Raw genomic sequence first — 14,684 nt, 5'->3', positions numbered from 1 at the left:
TATTATACCAGTTTTTCATCGTATATTTTTAATAAATTATTCCTCATAACTCTTTCTTTTATCAAATTGGTATCAGTAGTGTAAAGACCTAATTGCTTCATTCTTTCAAAATACTCCGCTCCTGCAAAAGTATATCTCTTTTTTAGACCTTCTTTTGTCTTTATGCTTTCATTAGCATAAGCTATCAAATCACCTGATGCTAAATTCCTCGGCAATTCTAAAAGAGGCATACCAAGTGCTAATCTTACACTGTTGTGCCCTGCAAGACATCCCGTCACCATTGCTTCAGTGTGACCAGTGAACAACCCGGATTTTTCACCAGCACACAGCAAATTGTCCAAGCCTATTACTTTCATGGCATTATCTCGTGGAGCCATTGACAAATATCTCACAGAATTAGCTTTGCCACCAGAATAAGGATCTTCATATCTCGCTCTTTCTAAACCTGGAATCTTTCTCAATTTTTCCAGAGGATAAAAAGGAGTCATGAGTTTTGCGTGTCCAGTATCCAATAGTATAACATTTTCTGCGTACTCTGGCAATGCGTATTGCTGACACACTTTTAAATTCAACTTCTCCATGTTGATATCTTCTTTAGGGACAGGTAGCACTACTACACCTTCTTTATTTAATTTTTCTCTTATTTCTTCGCTCAGGGAATCTTTATTGAGTTTACAAGAACCACTGAAAGCACCATACACCTCATCAGCCCTCATACCCAACAAGTCTTCTACTCCCGCTCTATAACTTATACTGATTCTTGGACCAAAGGAGGGGCACCTAAGTATGCACATAGAGCAGCCATTTCCATATCTTAAGCAGTTCCCCATTGGACCTGTAGAACCCGTTGCCTCAATAAAAACATCACCATACTCAACGGTATCGTCTGCTAAAACAATTCCTTTTATTCTTTTGCTGTTTTTCATTACGACATCTGTTGCTCTTGCCATCAATTTTATTGTTACTCCTTTTTTAAGTAGCATTTCTCTCACCATTGGTTCTACCATTGTTACATCATAAAGATTTGCATGGGCATGGCCAGGAAAATTTATATTTACATGTCTTGCTGCTTTGTCTGTTATTTCTATAAGCTCATTGCCACCTAAATATATAAGTTCTTCTGCCGCAGTATATCTTCCGTTATTTCTCATTATTCCTCCTACAAGTCCACATCCTAAAAGCATATCAGTTTTTTCAAGAATCACCACTTCTGCTCCTGCTTTTCTTGCTGTTAAAGCAGCTGCACAACCAGCCCAGCCTCCGCCTATTACAACAACTTTAACCATTTAACATCTTCCTTTCTAATGCTTTTCTAATATCCACTTGAACTTTACACATTCGGACCTTTTGGTCCCCAATTTGCACTTCACAACTTCCACAAATCCCCTCTCCGCAACATATGGTGTTATTATTCGAAACAGCTAAATAAGCTTCTTTGTTGTATAACTCCAAGTAATTTAAAATATTTACGTGCTGTTCATCTGAACCACCGCTGTATACAAGTGTTATTCCTTTATCTTTGATTAACTCTTTTAAAATTCTTTGGCCTTCTTCACTCAAAAGGTCTGTATCAACTGTTGTTATGTCAAAATCTTTTATATAATCTCCTATAAAATTTACGCCAACTTTACCTTTATCTATAATTGCAATTACATTATTTTTATTGTTTATTAGCTTTGAAATTACTATTACCCCAGGTGCTTGTGCAATACCTCTTAAAACAACTAAAGCTTTCGAATTATGAGTTCCTTTTATGTACCTATGACCTAAAAGACCATTCCAATAGGGACCTCTAAGATATACTTCTTCCTCTCCTTGCGATTGCTGAATTAATTTTGTTTTGGGTCCATTAACTTGTATTGCTATTTTAATAATTCCCTCCATTTCATCTGCAAACATCACAGACATTGGAGTGTCAAAAAAAGATGGACTGGAAATTCCCCTCAAAAAAACAAAAGAACCGGGTTCGTTTAGTTCACGGGCCATTTTGTTAGGAACTTTTAAAGTTAAAATAATAACTTCTTTGTTAATTTTTTCTTTTTTTAACACTTTTGAAAATATTGTACTACGCGTAGCTTTGGCTTTGTATCCTGCCCACACAAATTCCTGATAAATACACACACCTCTCCAATTGCAATCACAAAAATTTTTGCCCTGAAGTTGAGAACACACGATGCATTCATTTAATTCTGCCAAATAGCAAGGGCAATAATCTGTGGCTGCATCAATGCATTCTAATCTATTTGCCAACTTATATCACCTCCGATTTTACACTAATAACATATTCGCCAGCATCAAAAACTATTACAAAAACCCTCCTGAGCCAAGCTCAAGAGGGTTTTCGTAATAGCCTTAGCCAACTTTTTATTATCTTTTGGAAATTATAGTTGAAGTCTTCTTTTTCTACTTTTTGCAAAGCCACACAATCAACATCACAAATTTTTTCTTCACCTATTTTGATTGTTGCATACCCCACTTTTTCACCTTTTTCGACTGGTGCTTTGAGACTGTCAGGAAGGTAAATTTCCATTTGTACTTTTTCTTTTTCCTCTTCTGAAACAGGAATAATGCAATCAGCAGCACACCCAATGGGAGTTAAAGTTTTTTTGCCATTTTCCACTTTTAAATTTTTTATAATTTTGTCTTTTTCTAAAACTTTATAAGGCTTATATTTTAAAAAAGCGTAGTCTAATATTTTCATAGAATCCTCCCACATAGGAGGGCTGTTTAAAACAACAGCAATAAATCTTCTTCCCTCTCTTGTAGCAGAAGATACAAGACATCTTCCCGCTTTATTAGTAAAACCCGTTTTTACTCCATCAGCTCCTTGGTATATCCACAAAAGCTTGTTTTTGTTTCTTAAATATCTATCCCACTCACGACCTTCCCACGGGATTGTTTTCTCTTTTGTTGATACTATCTCTTCAAATTTAGGATACCTAAAAGCATATCTAGTTATCAAAGCTAAGTCGTAAGCAGTAGTGTAATGGTCATCAATCCCTATATCTAAACCGGAAGGAGTTACAAAATGAGTGTTAAAAGCTCCTATTTCTTTCGCTTTTTCATTCATCATATCAACAAAATTTTCTACACTTCCTCCTATGTGTTCAGCAATCGCTGTAGCTGCGTCATTTCCAGAGTTCAACATAAGCCCATAAAGCAAATTCTCCATATCGATTTTTTCTCCTGGTGATAGCCAAATAGAAGAACCTCCAATGCTGGCTGCTCTTTTACTGACAGTAACGATGTCACTTAAATTTCCCTTTTCCAATGCTACTAATAATGTCATAATTTTAGTAGTACTTGCCATTGGCAACTTTTGATGATGATTCTTTTGGTAAAGCACCCTTCCAGTTTGCTGGTCCATCACAATTGCAGCTTTAGCCGCCACAGAGGGATAATCACTGTCAGCATATACTTTAACAGAGGACATAAAAAACAACAAAACAAAAAACACAAAAACAAATTTCTTCATTTTAACCCACATCCTTTCGCTTTGCTCAAGCACAAATTGTAATGAAAGTGTGCTATTGAGCGATATTTTTGATATAATTTCTTTTAAAATATATAGATATACTACAAAGCACGGAGGAGGAGGGTTATTTATGTTAAAAATTGTTCACCCTATCTGCTGCGGCATAGATGTTCACAAAAAATCATCGCTGAAATCGGCACGGATATGACAGTTTTTAAATCTGACAAGCACCTTTGCTCTTGGGCTGGTCTTACTCCTCAAAACAACGAAAGTGCAGGTAAGAAAAAATCTGTCCATGTCTCAAGAGCAGGTGTTTACTTAAAACCTCTCTTAATACAGTGTGCCAATGCAGCAATTAGGGATAAAAAGAATCCTTATTTTAGGATTAAATATGAACGTATTAAAAAGCGCCGCGGTCATAAACGTGCAATTGTTGCTATTGCTCGTATGATCCTCACTTGTCTCTATCATATGCTTTTGAAAAGGGAACCTTTTAATCCTTCTGACTCCGATTACACTAATATGCCAGAAAAACTTTATCAAAAGCATAGGCAACAATATATTAAGAAAGCTATTAAACTTTTAGAAAAAGAAGGTTGTACTATTATCCCTCCAAAAATTACTTAAACATTATATGTTACCATTATTTGGCTTTGGGCAGCTTCATTTGGTGCCCTTTTTGTCATGCCCAAATTTAACTATTTTACTTTCACACTATGCCTCCTTCTATATGCAAAAAAGTGGGATTCCCCACTTTTAAATATCAGCATTATCATTGACTATCAAATTTTGAGTTTTTTTAGAAGGCTTGTTTTTAGTGAATAAATTTTGTATTTCTTCTATAAGCTTAGGTGTCAAGTCAATTATTCTCTCTAACATCGCACTCTGAGTCACAGGAAGCAGTCTAATCTGTCCTTGTCCTACCACCATAAAAGCTACTGGTTGAACTGAAACTCCCGCCCCACTTCCTCCTGCGAAGGGCATTTTTTGAGAAGAATCTTGTTCTGCACCTTTTTTGTCATTTTTAGGAGGGCTAATTTCTCCTCCGCCAGCGGCAAAACCAAAAGTCACTCTGGAAATCGGTATTATTATAGTTCCATCAGGAGCTTCAACAGCATCTCCAACTATTGTATTGACATCTATCATATCTTTTAAGCTTTCCATGGTTGTTTTCATCAATGCATCGATTGGGTGGTCACTCATTTATTTTCACCTCCCCTTTAAACTACCCAAAAACTTTATTCCATTAATAATAATATTACCACAGGTTATTTTAAATATGCAAATTAAATTTCCCTCTAACTTATTTTGACCATAGCAAGGCGTGATATAAACCTCTGGTGCAGTAGTAAAGGTTGCGTTATTATATATCGGCATAAGAGCTGTATATATTACGCCCCATAAAGAACCGCTCAATATAGCAGTCCAAGCTGCATCTTCTAAACCTATTTTTACATTTAAATAAAATTTATAAACAACAGTATTTTTTAGTATACCTTTTAAAAGTTCTATAATTTTAAAAAAATCTTTATATCCTATATCTAAAGCTGAAAATTTTCCCTCTTTTTTAGTTCTCTCTAATTTTTTTGCTCCTGCACTTTTAAGTATCTTGACACCTAAAACTTTAAAATACAATTCCTCTTTTTCGGGCTCTTTCTGTAATTTAAAGGTCAAAAAATTTACAAAAAATATATTAGTTGCTATTTCCAGGGAAATATTTTTCCCCTCTTTATTCGCTTTTATTTTAATTTGAAGAGGCAAAAAATACAGTAAAATCAAAAAAATAAGGATTATAAAAACAACAGACAAATATTTCATCATTTCACCTCATATCACGCTGTTTATAAGCCTTTTCTAAGCAAGATTTAGGTCTTTATTATAGTTTTAGTAAAAAAATTAATAGTTATTAAAAACTGCCTATATTGTATTTTTATCCATATAAAGGAAATATAGTATCTTGATATATGATAACTTTTTTTTAAAAAAATAGCAAGTACAATTGTAGAAAACTTCTATGTAAAATTGTACTTATAATAATATAGCAGGTTAACTCTTTATAAAAGAGCACCTGCTTTTTTAACATTTCATTTTATTTAAAAAGGGATGCCAACCAATCGAAAAAGCTTTTTATAGCGTCTAAAATTGCTTTTAATATACCTTTATTCTCTTCTACCGTCTTCTTTATTTTATCAACATCTACCCCTATTTTCTCTAATTGCTTTTTTATTATTTCAACATTTAGATTGAGTTGATTTATCTTTTTCATAAGTTGTACAATCTGAGATATCTGTTCATCAGTTAGTTTAATGTTAAGCTGTTTAGCAATATCCCTTATAACATTTGCAATTTCATTTTCATCTGTAAGTTTTTTTGCAATTACTTCTTCTTTAACCTTTTGAATAAGTTCAGCTGCTTTATCTTTTCCTATCTTTTCCCCTAAAGTACTTGTTATAACCAATTCTTCATTGGCTGTCTTTTTTGCCTCGTCACTTAATTTTTCCCCTGTTGCTTCTTCAAATGCCTTCATTATCCCTGTAAGAGCTGCCGTGCCTGATACATCAAAGGGAGCAGCTACTACCACCTTTGCATCTTTAATGCCTGCTGTCACCATTGCATTGGCATACATCTCTTTAGAGACCCAGGTTATGTTGTGAGTATCAACCATAATTCCTTCTCCCTGTGGGAGAAGTTTTACATACACTGAAGAAATGGCTCGGCTACCTATCTGTTTATCAGGTACCAATCCCTTTAAATATTTTCTTTCTTCCTCATTTGTAACCTTTATAATTTTAGTCGTGTTTGGATTGACTCCAAAATATTCCATCATTTCTTCCTGTTGTTTAGGAGTAAGGTCCGCACCTAAACTTACTATCTCTTTTTCATTTGCAAAGGCAAAAGTGGTTGAAAGAAATGTAAAAGCAAGCCCTATTAAAATTAAAAGTAAAGACACTATGCTTCTTTTCATACATTAAAACCTCCTCCTTTTTTAAGGTGTGATTTCAATTTGCGGTAACTCTTTTAAAGATTTAATTCCAAAATACTTTAAAAAATCTTCTGTAGTAGTATACAGTATTGGCCTACCAGGAGATAAAGCCCTTCCACTTTCTTTGATCAAATTATACTCCAGCAAAGTATTTATAGCTTTATCGCTTTTTACACCCCTTATTCTTTCAATTTCTGCCCTTGTAATAGGTTGATTATAAGCTATTATAGCCAAAACCTCTAATGCTGCTTGAGAAAGTCCTTGTTTTATTTCTAATCCCAAAGCTTGTCTAACTATTTCTCCATAATTATCATTTGTACACATTTGAACTTTATCTTCAAAAAATATAATATCTAAACCGCGATTTTCCCGGTCGTAATATTCTTTTAATTTGTTTACAACATCTACTATTTCCTCTTGAGGAAGTCCTACTACGTCGGATAAGGTTTTTAATTTTACTGGTCCCCCTGCTGCGAACAATATAGCTTCTATTTTTCCCTCATTGCTCATTTTTTTCTCCTCTCCTAAAGGATTTAATAAGTATATCCCCATAAGTAGTCTTTTGTTCTGCTACAATTTTATTTAATCTCACTAACTCTAAAACAGCGATAAAAGAAACAATAATTTCTCCTTTTGCTCGACTTTTCTTAATAAGTTCACTAAACCAAAGGAAAGGCTTTTTTACTAATTTCACTAATAACTCTTTAATCTTATTCTCTACAGTATATTCATCTTTTTTTATTTCTATTTCATCTTCTCTGGCGTTATTTTTTGAAATAACTTTAAGATACGCTTTATATATATCCTCGCTAGAGTAGTTTAAAGCAATTTTTTTATCTATATATTTTACTTCAGGCTCTTCTCTAAAAAAACGAGAACCAATTTTGTACATTTCTTTAAAAGTCTGGGCAATAATTTTGTATTTCTTGTACTCAATCAATTTAGTCACCAATTCTTCTCTTGGGTCTACTTCTTCCATTTCCAATTGTTGTCCCTTAAACTGCTGTTTGGGAAGTAACATTTTAGATTTAATTTCTAATAAAGTAGCTGCCATTACAATAAATTCTGATGCCACATTTAAATCCATTTCCTGCAAAGTTTTAATATATTCCATATATTGTTCTAAAATAACTGAAATAGGGATATCCATCAAATCAATTTCATTTTTTTCTATAAGGTGAAAAAGCAAATCAAAAGGTCCTTCAAACACTTCTAATTTTACGTTGTACATCTTCACACCCCAAAAGGTTTTAAAATAAGAGTTATAAAAGAGTCCAAAGCATTCATAAGAGGCCCTATAATTTGTCCAATAACCCCAGTGAAAACAAGAAGGAGCAAAATAACCTGTCCATATATTTCATATTGAGAAATCATATAAGCCTGCCTTGGCGGAAGTAAACTCCACAATACCTTCGAGCCATCCAGCGGAGGCACAGGTATTATATTAAAAACAGCAAAAATTAAATTGTATATGTACAACAAATACAAAATTGGATACACTACTGCCACGTCTTTAAACCAAACCATTAATATTCGCGAAATAATTGCCAACAAAACATTGGAAAGAGGTCCTGCTAAAGACACCAATAATACGCCCTTTTTGGTATCTCTAAAATACATGGGATTTATAGGCACTGGCTTTGCCCACCCAAATTTCAAAATCCAAAGCATCAAAAGTCCTATGGGGTCAATATGAGCCAACGGATTTAATGTAAGCCTACCACTTTGCCTTGGAGTAGGGTCACCTAACTTGTCAGCCACATACCCATGGCTAAATTCATGAAAACTCATTGCAATAAGAAGTGCAGGTATTCTATACAAAAAGTCTATCAAATTTATTCTCCTTTCTTTAGTTGTTCTATCAATTTTTTTGCAAATTCAATCTCCTCTTCTTTGTTATTGAGAAGTCCCTTCATTTTTGCCTCAAATAATTTATCCATCAATTCACCATATAAAGGACTGGGTTTTAAACCTAAATTTTTAATATCTTCTCCTGTTATGTACAATTTTGTATTGACTATTCGCTGTGCTTCCCCATTTTCCATTGTGCTAATAGCTTTTATGACTTCTTTTTTTGTAGTTTGCAAAGTCAACCTAATCTTTCGCACATTTTTGTCTTTACATTTTAGTTGTTTACACAAAAAAATCAAATCTTCTAAGGATTTTAAATATAAACTACTTATATTCAAACTCTCTTTGATTTTTATCAAGTCTTTTTCTTTTATTAAGTAAAACAATATCAAAAACCTGTATAAAACAATGTCTATATCACTGTTTTCAAAATAATCAAGATTTTTTGTGTTAATGCTGACATCCCCAAAAACAATTTTATCAATGCCATAATAAATAACCTTTTCTATCATTTCTTTTGCTTTATCTTCTTTTAAAATCAAAAAAAGTTCATTTCTTATTCTGTCTGGAGTGAGAAGTCTAATTTTATCTATTGATTCTTTTAGCAACCTTTCTGTTTCACTTTCAATCGCAAAAGAATACCTCACAGAATACCTTATGGCTCTAAATATTCTTGTAGGGTCATCAATAAAGCTTTTGCTGTGAAGTATCCTAATTACCCCTGTTTTTAAGTCTTGTATACCATTAAAATAATCGATAAATTTATTTTCAACCACATCGTAAGCCAAAGTGTTTATAGTAAAATCTCTTCTTGCCAAATCATCATATATGTTTGAAAATTCAATTCTTGGCAAAACCGCAGGGTAATCGTAATACTCTTTTCGAGCAGATATGACATCGATAGAAATATTTTTATACGTTAAAGTTACCGTTCTAAATGCCTCGTGAATTACAATATCACCTTCTAGATATCTTGACAAAAGATTAGCAAATTCTACTCCGTCTCCTTCCACTACCACATCAATATCAAAATTTTTTACTCCCAGCAAATAATCTCTTATAAAACCACCTACGATGTATGATTTAATTTTGAACTCTAAAGAAATCTTTCTCAAAAGCTCTACAAAATCTTTGCCATCAATCTCAATGTACAAAGAATCACCCTTATCCAATATTGTTTACTTTTTATATTATACCACAGGATTAAACAAAGAAATAAGTATAAGTTAAAATTAACCTATACTTATTTCTTCGTCTTAGGATTAAAAATTAAAGAAAAAAGGTATCCAAAAAATATTGCCGCAGAAATTCCACCCGCAGTCGCAGTCAATCCACCTGTAAATACCCCAATCAATCCATCTTTTTCGACAGCTTTTATCACTCCTTGGGAAAGAGAATTCCCAAATCCCAAAAGTGGTATTGTGGCTCCTGCCCCACCTATGTCTATCAATTTTTTGTATACTCCAAGTCCTCCTAATATAGCACCTAATGTTACATATGTTACTAATATTCGCGCAGGAGTTAATTTGGTTTTATCAATTAAAATTTGTGCAATAGCACAAATTAATCCACCTACTAAAAAAGCTTTCAAGTAATCCATAAAATCCTCCTCATATTGTTCTTGATATTGTAATAGCATGGGCAATTCCAGGTATAGATTCTCCTTGTTGACTACTGGTAGGAGATAAAAGAGCACCTGTCGCCATAAATAACACCCTTTTATATACTCCATTTCGTATTTGAGATAACAGCCATCCGTTTAAAACTACGGCAGAGCATCCTGCTCCGCTTCCCCCTGAGTGAACGTCTTGAGATTCGTCATAAATTTCAATTCCACAGTCTTTATATTTTTTTTCTATATCATAGCCTTCTTTATACAATAGCTCCAAAAGTATACTTCCTCCTACTCTTGCCATGTCTCCTGTCACTATAATGTCATAATCATCTATAGTAAAGCCTGTGTCTTTAAAATGAGTGATGATAGTATCTGCAGCTGCCGGTGCCATTGCAGCACCCATATTATTCGCATCCTTCATACCCAAGTCTACAACTTTTCCTGTTGTCGCATGAGTGATGTAAGGACCATTCCCTGTAGAAGCAAGAATTGTAGCACCTGCTCCAGTCACTGTCCATTGAGATGTAAAAGGCCTTTGAATCCCTTGCTCTAATGGATACCGATATTGCCTCTCTGCAGTGGAAAAATGACTGGAAGTCGCTGCAATTACGTAATCAGCATAACCGCCATCGATAAGCATTGCACCTAAGCTCAATCCCTCTATCATAGTAGAGCAAGCTCCATATAATCCAAAATGGGGTACGTTTAGTTGTCTGGCAGCAAAACTTGCACTTATGATTTGATTTAATAAATCTCCCCCTAAAAGATAATCAATCTCAGAAATTTTTAAATTAGCCTTTTTTAAAGCTAAATTTACAGCATCTTGAAACATTTTTGATTCAGCTTTTTCCCAACTTTTTTCCCCATAAGTATCATCCACTAAAATCATGTCAAAATAATCTCTTAAAGGACCTTCACCCTCTTTTGGACCTACTATTGTTCCTCCTGATATTATAGAAGGAGGGTTTTTAAATTTGACTGTCTGTGAACCAAGCTTTTTCTCAGCCATCCTATCCTTCCCCTTTTATTTCAAAAAGTAGTATATTAACCCTACAATTATTGATGTACTCACACCGTATACAATAACAGGACCCGCAATGTTAAACATTTTTGCAGCCGCACCAAAGACAAAACCTTCTTTTTTAAATTCCATTGCAGGGGACACAATAGAATTCGCAAATCCTGTTATAGGTACTATAGAACCTGCTCCTGCAAATTTTCCTATGTCGTCATACACTCCAATTCCTGTTAAAAATGCTCCTATAAACACCATTGTAATTGATACGAGAGTATTGGCATCTTGAAGAGAATAACCTTTTGAAAGGTAAAAATTTAAAAAAAACTGTCCTATGTCGCAAATCAATCCTCCCACTACAAAAGCCATTATGACATTTTTTAATAAAGTGGGTTTGGGCTCATATTTTTGAGCGATATTTTTATATTCTTGTTGTTTTTTTACATCTTTTTCCATAAAATTCACCCTTTTTTACGACAAGAGCACCATAAGTGGTGCTCTATATTTCCTTATCTACCCTGTAAGCAATTTGCAAATTAGCTTTATACTCTACTATTTTACCGTTTTTTACATTTGCTGTTTGATTTACGACTTCAATTCCAGAAATATTGTCGATAGATTTTGCTGCTTCTTCTACAGCTTTGTGTATAGCATCATCCCAACTGATTGTTGAATCTCCAACAACATTTAAAATTTTTACAACCGCCATACCCTTTCCTCCTCCCTTATATACCAAATCAGCACTTTCAGGTACTTTTTTGTTGGTTTTGTGCATATAAAAATAACTTAAAGCAAAAATTAAAATCACTGCCGTAATTACAAACAATATTTTTTTCATTTTCATTTCACCAACCATTAATATTATGTGAAAATGACTAATTTTAATTCAAAAAAAGTGTAGTATTTATGTAATAATACTACACTTCTTCCAATTCGTTTCTTAATTTTTGTAAAACTTTTTTTTCAATTCGCGACACTTGCACTTGAGAAATCCCTAAAATATTTGCCACTTCCATCTGAGTCATATCTTTAAAATAGCGTAAAAATATTATCTGTTTTTCTCTTGGCTTTAATTTACTTATTACCATTTGTAAGGCTAGTTTATCATCTATGTCAAAGTCTTTTTCTTCTTCACTTACCATTTCAATAAGAAGTCTGTCATCTTCATCATGAGTCGCATTATCGTATAAAGACTCCGTTGTAGCAGCTGATTCAAACGCCATTGCTATTTCTTCAGGTGTTACGTTTAACCTCTCGGCTATTTCATTAATAGAAGGCTCTCTGTTGAGTTCATTGCTTAAAACTTCTTTAACATAAAAAGCTTTTGAGGAAAGTTCTTTCAAAGACCTGCTAACTTTTATTAAGCCGTCATCTCTTAAAAACCTTTTAATTTCTCCCATTATTATGGGAACTGCATAAGTAGACAATTTCACATTATATGACTCATCAAATTTTTGAACTGCCTTAACAAAGCCTACGCAGCCTATTTGATACAAATCCTCCATTTCGTAACCTCTATTGGAAAATTTCTTAACTATGCTCCAAATAAGTCCGCTATTTTCTGTTATCAATTTTTCCAGACTTTGTTTATCATTTTTTTGTGCTAATCGTATCAATTCCAAGTTCTCATCGGTTTTTTCAAAACTACTCTCCTTCATAGGGTCACCTCATTTGTTAGGACGAATGTATTTAGTCATCCTTACAATAGTCCCTTTTCCGGGAGTTGACTCAACTTCTAACTCATCCATAAAGGTTTGCATTACAGTAAAGCCCATTCCTGCCCGTTCTTCCTCCAATTTGGAGGTAAAAAGAGGCTGCATAGCTTTTTCAACATCCTCAATACCTTTACCCTCATCTATAACTTCAATTATTATTTTGTGGTCAGAAATAAAAGCTTTTAACGTGATAATACCAATTTTATTTTCATATCCATGAATTATACAGTTTGTCACTGCTTCTGAAACAGCTGTCTTTATATCCGCAATTTCCTCAATAGTAGGATCTAATTGTGCTGCAAAAGCCGCTACTACTGTTCTTGCAAAAGATTCATTTTGCGACTTGCTTAAAAACTTTAATTCCATCATATTTGTATATTCCATGATAATCCCCCTCTACATATCCTTTAAAGCTTCCTCAATGTCATTATAGCACTTAACTATTCTTAATAATCCTGAAACCTCTATTAACTTATGTAACTGTTTATTAGCATTGACAATAGCAACTTTCCCATTGTTTTCTTTAACTTTTTTATACCTTCCTATTATAACACCAATGCCGGAACTATCCATAAAATTTACATTTTTTAAATCAAAAATCAAATTTCTACAGGATTTTTTTACATATTCCTCATTGATAGCATTTTTTATATTTTCAGATACATGGTGGTCTAATTCACCTTCAATTTTTGCTATTAACGAATCCTCTTTTTTAGAAAATTTTATACCCATTTTATCACCCCTCACTTTATTATATTCGATAAAATTTTTAAAAATCCTCCTTTTGTGTAATATTTTTCTATAAAAAATAAAAAAGTACTAAAAACCTATCCAGGTTTTAGTACTCCTTTAGAGAAACTATTTTTTTAGCCACTCTTTAAATATTTTTTTACAATTTTCCAAAAGATTAGACCTTAACACTTCTTGTTGAGGATATAAATCAAAGGTTTTTATCACTTTTCCGTCTTGTAACACTTTCACTGTTCCAATTTTTTTATCTTTGTTTACAGGAGCTTGTATAAATTTATTCAAATTTATCTCAGTCTTTATGTTTTTGCTTTCTCCTTTTCTAATCAGCACATATTCTTCTTGCTGTGATATAGCAGCAATAGTATCTTGTTTGCCTTTTAACACTCTGACATTCCCAAATACCTGTCCTTTAGAAGCTACTTTTAAAGTTTCATAATTTGCAAATCCGTAATCTAATAGTTTTGCTGTTTCGTTAAATCTTGTCTCAGAATCAGGTGCGCCAAAAACCACAGCTATTAACCGCGTATCTCCGCGTTTTGCCGTTGCTGTGAGACAATACAAAGCTTCTGAAGTAGAACCTGTTTTAATGCCATCAGCTCCTTTATAGCGCCACAACAATTTATTTGTATTTATAAGGCTAAATTTTCCTCCTCTTAAAGAATCCAATTTATTGGTCAAATATTTAAAAATACTTTGGTGTTTTACTAACTCTCTGGAAATCATGGCCATATCATAAACAGTCGTTACATGACCTTCCTCGGGTAGTCCTGAAGCATTTTTAAAGTTTGTGTTTTTAGCTCCCAGCTCTTTTGCCCTTTTATTCATCATCTCCACAAAGTTTTCCTCTGTACCTGCGATATACTCTGCTAATGCAACTGATGCATCATTGGCAGAATTCATAGCTATCGCTTTCATCAAATCATCTACTGTCATCTCTTCTCCTATTTCTAAGTATATTTGAGTGCCTCCCATGTCATAAGCGTGCTTGCTTGTTACAACCTTGTCAGTTATTTTGATTTTTCCGGAATCTATTGCTTCAATGGCCAACAAAAGAGTCATTACTTTTGTCACACTGGCAGGAGGCAAAATTTTGTGGCTATCTTTTTCATACAAAATTTGTCCTGTATTAGCATCTATTAAAATAGCAGACTTAGATTTTAAATTTAAGTTATCAGCATAAACGCTGTTATTAAAAACAAAAGAACTCATTATTATCAAGGTAAGTACTACAATTAACGCCCTTTTAAACATTTAATTCACCCTCCTTGTTCACTATTTAT

The 14,684-nt window shown here is 33.4% G+C and carries 19 protein-coding genes; 1 reads left to right on the top strand and 18 read right to left on the bottom strand.

Annotation, left to right across the window (positions count from 1 at the left end; genetic code table 11):
- Positions 1-2: 2 nt before the first annotated feature.
- The 3 genes from TKV_RS06055 to TKV_RS06045 all read right to left on the bottom strand — a co-directional run bounded on the left by TKV_RS06055 (position 3) and on the right by TKV_RS06045 (position 3,475).
- Positions 3-1,286 carry an FAD-dependent oxidoreductase gene (locus TKV_RS06055; protein WP_049685181.1) on the bottom strand — a complete coding sequence of 428 codons (1,284 nt, stop codon included), beginning with the start codon at positions 1,284-1,286 and terminating at the stop codon, positions 3-5.
- Positions 1,279-2,250, bottom strand: a complete 972-nt coding sequence (locus TKV_RS06050) for a sulfide/dihydroorotate dehydrogenase-like FAD/NAD-binding protein (RefSeq protein WP_049685180.1) — start codon at positions 2,248-2,250, stop codon at positions 1,279-1,281. The genes TKV_RS06055 and TKV_RS06050 overlap by 8 nt, the downstream gene beginning before the upstream one ends.
- Positions 2,251-2,329: 79 nt before the next feature.
- Entirely contained in the window at positions 2,330-3,475 is a 1,146-nt protein-coding gene (locus TKV_RS06045; RefSeq protein ID WP_049685179.1) for a D-alanyl-D-alanine carboxypeptidase family protein, read from the bottom strand.
- Positions 3,476-3,571: 96 nt separating this feature from the next.
- On the opposite strand from TKV_RS06045, the gene TKV_RS06040 reads away from it, so the two are divergent.
- Complete coding sequence (locus TKV_RS06040) at positions 3,572-4,102, top strand: transposase (protein ID WP_322785818.1); 531 nt, start codon at positions 3,572-3,574, stop codon at positions 4,100-4,102.
- A gap of 129 nt (positions 4,103-4,231) precedes the next feature.
- Here TKV_RS06040 and ytfJ read toward each other — a convergent pair whose 3' ends face one another.
- The 15 genes from ytfJ to TKV_RS05965 form a co-directional block, all read right to left on the bottom strand.
- The gene (gene ytfJ / locus TKV_RS06035; protein ID WP_049685178.1) at positions 4,232-4,678 is read right to left on the bottom strand and encodes a GerW family sporulation protein; all 447 of its coding nucleotides are present in this window, start codon (positions 4,676-4,678) and stop codon (positions 4,232-4,234) included.
- A gap of 6 nt (positions 4,679-4,684) precedes the next feature.
- The gene (locus TKV_RS06030; protein WP_049685177.1) at positions 4,685-5,293 is read right to left on the bottom strand and encodes a DUF2953 domain-containing protein; all 609 of its coding nucleotides are present in this window, start codon (positions 5,291-5,293) and stop codon (positions 4,685-4,687) included.
- Positions 5,294-5,564: 271 nt separating this feature from the next.
- Positions 5,565-6,440: a DUF1002 domain-containing protein gene (locus TKV_RS06025; protein WP_049685176.1), complete on the bottom strand. Its 876-nt coding sequence runs from the start codon at positions 6,438-6,440 to the stop codon at positions 5,565-5,567.
- 21 nt (positions 6,441-6,461) lie between these two features.
- Positions 6,462-6,968: an SMC-Scp complex subunit ScpB gene (gene scpB / locus TKV_RS06020; RefSeq protein ID WP_049685175.1), complete on the bottom strand. Its 507-nt coding sequence runs from the start codon at positions 6,966-6,968 to the stop codon at positions 6,462-6,464.
- On the bottom strand, positions 6,958-7,689 hold the full coding sequence (locus TKV_RS06015; protein ID WP_049685174.1) for a segregation and condensation protein A: 732 nt from the start codon (positions 7,687-7,689) through the stop codon (positions 6,958-6,960). The genes scpB and TKV_RS06015 overlap by 11 nt, the downstream gene beginning before the upstream one ends.
- Before the next feature lie 2 nt (positions 7,690-7,691).
- Entirely contained in the window at positions 7,692-8,249 is a 558-nt protein-coding gene (locus TKV_RS06010) for a site-2 protease family protein (RefSeq protein ID WP_049686229.1), read from the bottom strand.
- Between the two features lie 44 nt (positions 8,250-8,293).
- Positions 8,294-9,481, bottom strand: coding sequence for a CCA tRNA nucleotidyltransferase (locus TKV_RS06005; RefSeq protein ID WP_236617444.1), 1,188 nt, complete (start codon positions 9,479-9,481; stop codon positions 8,294-8,296).
- A 71-nt stretch (positions 9,482-9,552) separates the two neighbouring features.
- Entirely contained in the window at positions 9,553-9,909 is a 357-nt protein-coding gene (gene spoVAE, locus TKV_RS06000) for a stage V sporulation protein AE (RefSeq protein ID WP_049685172.1), read from the bottom strand.
- Positions 9,910-9,919: 10 nt separating this feature from the next.
- A complete protein-coding gene (gene spoVAD / locus TKV_RS05995) occupies positions 9,920-10,933 on the bottom strand; it encodes a stage V sporulation protein AD (RefSeq protein ID WP_049685171.1) in 1,014 nt (337 codons plus the stop codon).
- 15 nt (positions 10,934-10,948) lie between these two features.
- Positions 10,949-11,395 (bottom strand): stage V sporulation protein AC, encoded by a 447-nt coding sequence (gene spoVAC, locus TKV_RS05990; protein WP_049685170.1) that lies wholly within the window; start codon positions 11,393-11,395, stop codon positions 10,949-10,951.
- Positions 11,396-11,438: 43 nt separating this feature from the next.
- Positions 11,439-11,795: a dodecin family protein gene (locus TKV_RS13155; protein ID WP_173402332.1), complete on the bottom strand. Its 357-nt coding sequence runs from the start codon at positions 11,793-11,795 to the stop codon at positions 11,439-11,441.
- Positions 11,796-11,856: 61 nt separating this feature from the next.
- Positions 11,857-12,597: an RNA polymerase sporulation sigma factor SigF gene (sigF, locus tag TKV_RS05980; RefSeq protein WP_049685169.1), complete on the bottom strand. Its 741-nt coding sequence runs from the start codon at positions 12,595-12,597 to the stop codon at positions 11,857-11,859.
- A 9-nt stretch (positions 12,598-12,606) separates the two neighbouring features.
- Positions 12,607-13,038, bottom strand: coding sequence for an anti-sigma F factor (gene spoIIAB / locus TKV_RS05975; RefSeq protein ID WP_049685168.1), 432 nt, complete (start codon positions 13,036-13,038; stop codon positions 12,607-12,609).
- Positions 13,039-13,050: 12 nt separating this feature from the next.
- Positions 13,051-13,386, bottom strand: coding sequence for an anti-sigma F factor antagonist (spoIIAA, locus tag TKV_RS05970; protein ID WP_049686227.1), 336 nt, complete (start codon positions 13,384-13,386; stop codon positions 13,051-13,053).
- A gap of 126 nt (positions 13,387-13,512) precedes the next feature.
- Complete coding sequence (locus tag TKV_RS05965) at positions 13,513-14,655, bottom strand: D-alanyl-D-alanine carboxypeptidase family protein (protein WP_049685167.1); 1,143 nt, start codon at positions 14,653-14,655, stop codon at positions 13,513-13,515.
- Between the last annotated feature and the right edge of the window lie 29 nt (positions 14,656-14,684).

It is taken from the genome of Thermoanaerobacter kivui, assembly GCF_000763575.1.
GTDB classification, from domain to species: domain Bacteria; phylum Bacillota; class Thermoanaerobacteria; order Thermoanaerobacterales; family Thermoanaerobacteraceae; genus Thermoanaerobacter; species Thermoanaerobacter kivui.
Note: the sequence above shows the minus strand (reverse complement) of the source record. Positions and strands in the feature narration are given on the sequence as shown.

Excerpts from the sequence above, each read along its gene's own strand:
- spoIIAA (WP_049686227.1), bottom strand. The coding sequence starts at position 13,386 with ATGGGTATAAAATTTTCTAAAAAAGAGGATTCGTTAATAGCAAAAATT.
- spoVAD (WP_049685171.1), bottom strand. The coding sequence starts at position 10,933 with ATGGCTGAGAAAAAGCTTGGTTCACAGACAGTCAAATTTAAAAACCCT.
- sigF (WP_049685169.1), bottom strand. The coding sequence starts at position 12,597 with ATGAAGGAGAGTAGTTTTGAAAAAACCGATGAGAACTTGGAATTGATA.
- ytfJ (WP_049685178.1), bottom strand. The coding sequence starts at position 4,678 with ATGAGTGACCACCCAATCGATGCATTGATGAAAACAACCATGGAAAGC.
- TKV_RS05965 (WP_049685167.1), bottom strand. The coding sequence starts at position 14,655 with ATGTTTAAAAGGGCGTTAATTGTAGTACTTACCTTGATAATAATGAGT.
- TKV_RS06025 (WP_049685176.1), bottom strand. The coding sequence starts at position 6,440 with ATGAAAAGAAGCATAGTGTCTTTACTTTTAATTTTAATAGGGCTTGCT.
- TKV_RS06045 (WP_049685179.1), bottom strand. The coding sequence starts at position 3,475 with ATGAAGAAATTTGTTTTTGTGTTTTTTGTTTTGTTGTTTTTTATGTCC.
- TKV_RS06030 (WP_049685177.1), bottom strand. The coding sequence starts at position 5,293 with ATGAAATATTTGTCTGTTGTTTTTATAATCCTTATTTTTTTGATTTTA.
- TKV_RS06015 (WP_049685174.1), bottom strand. The coding sequence starts at position 7,689 with ATGTACAACGTAAAATTAGAAGTGTTTGAAGGACCTTTTGATTTGCTT.
- TKV_RS06010 (WP_049686229.1), bottom strand. The coding sequence starts at position 8,249 with ATGAGTTTTCATGAATTTAGCCATGGGTATGTGGCTGACAAGTTAGGT.
- TKV_RS06055 (WP_049685181.1), bottom strand. The coding sequence starts at position 1,286 with ATGGTTAAAGTTGTTGTAATAGGCGGAGGCTGGGCTGGTTGTGCAGCT.
- spoIIAB (WP_049685168.1), bottom strand. The coding sequence starts at position 13,038 with ATGGAATATACAAATATGATGGAATTAAAGTTTTTAAGCAAGTCGCAA.
- spoVAE (WP_049685172.1), bottom strand. The coding sequence starts at position 9,909 with ATGGATTACTTGAAAGCTTTTTTAGTAGGTGGATTAATTTGTGCTATT.
- TKV_RS13155 (WP_173402332.1), bottom strand. The coding sequence starts at position 11,795 with ATGGTTGGTGAAATGAAAATGAAAAAAATATTGTTTGTAATTACGGCA.
- scpB (WP_049685175.1), bottom strand. The coding sequence starts at position 6,968 with ATGAGCAATGAGGGAAAAATAGAAGCTATATTGTTCGCAGCAGGGGGA.
- spoVAC (WP_049685170.1), bottom strand. The coding sequence starts at position 11,395 with ATGGAAAAAGATGTAAAAAAACAACAAGAATATAAAAATATCGCTCAA.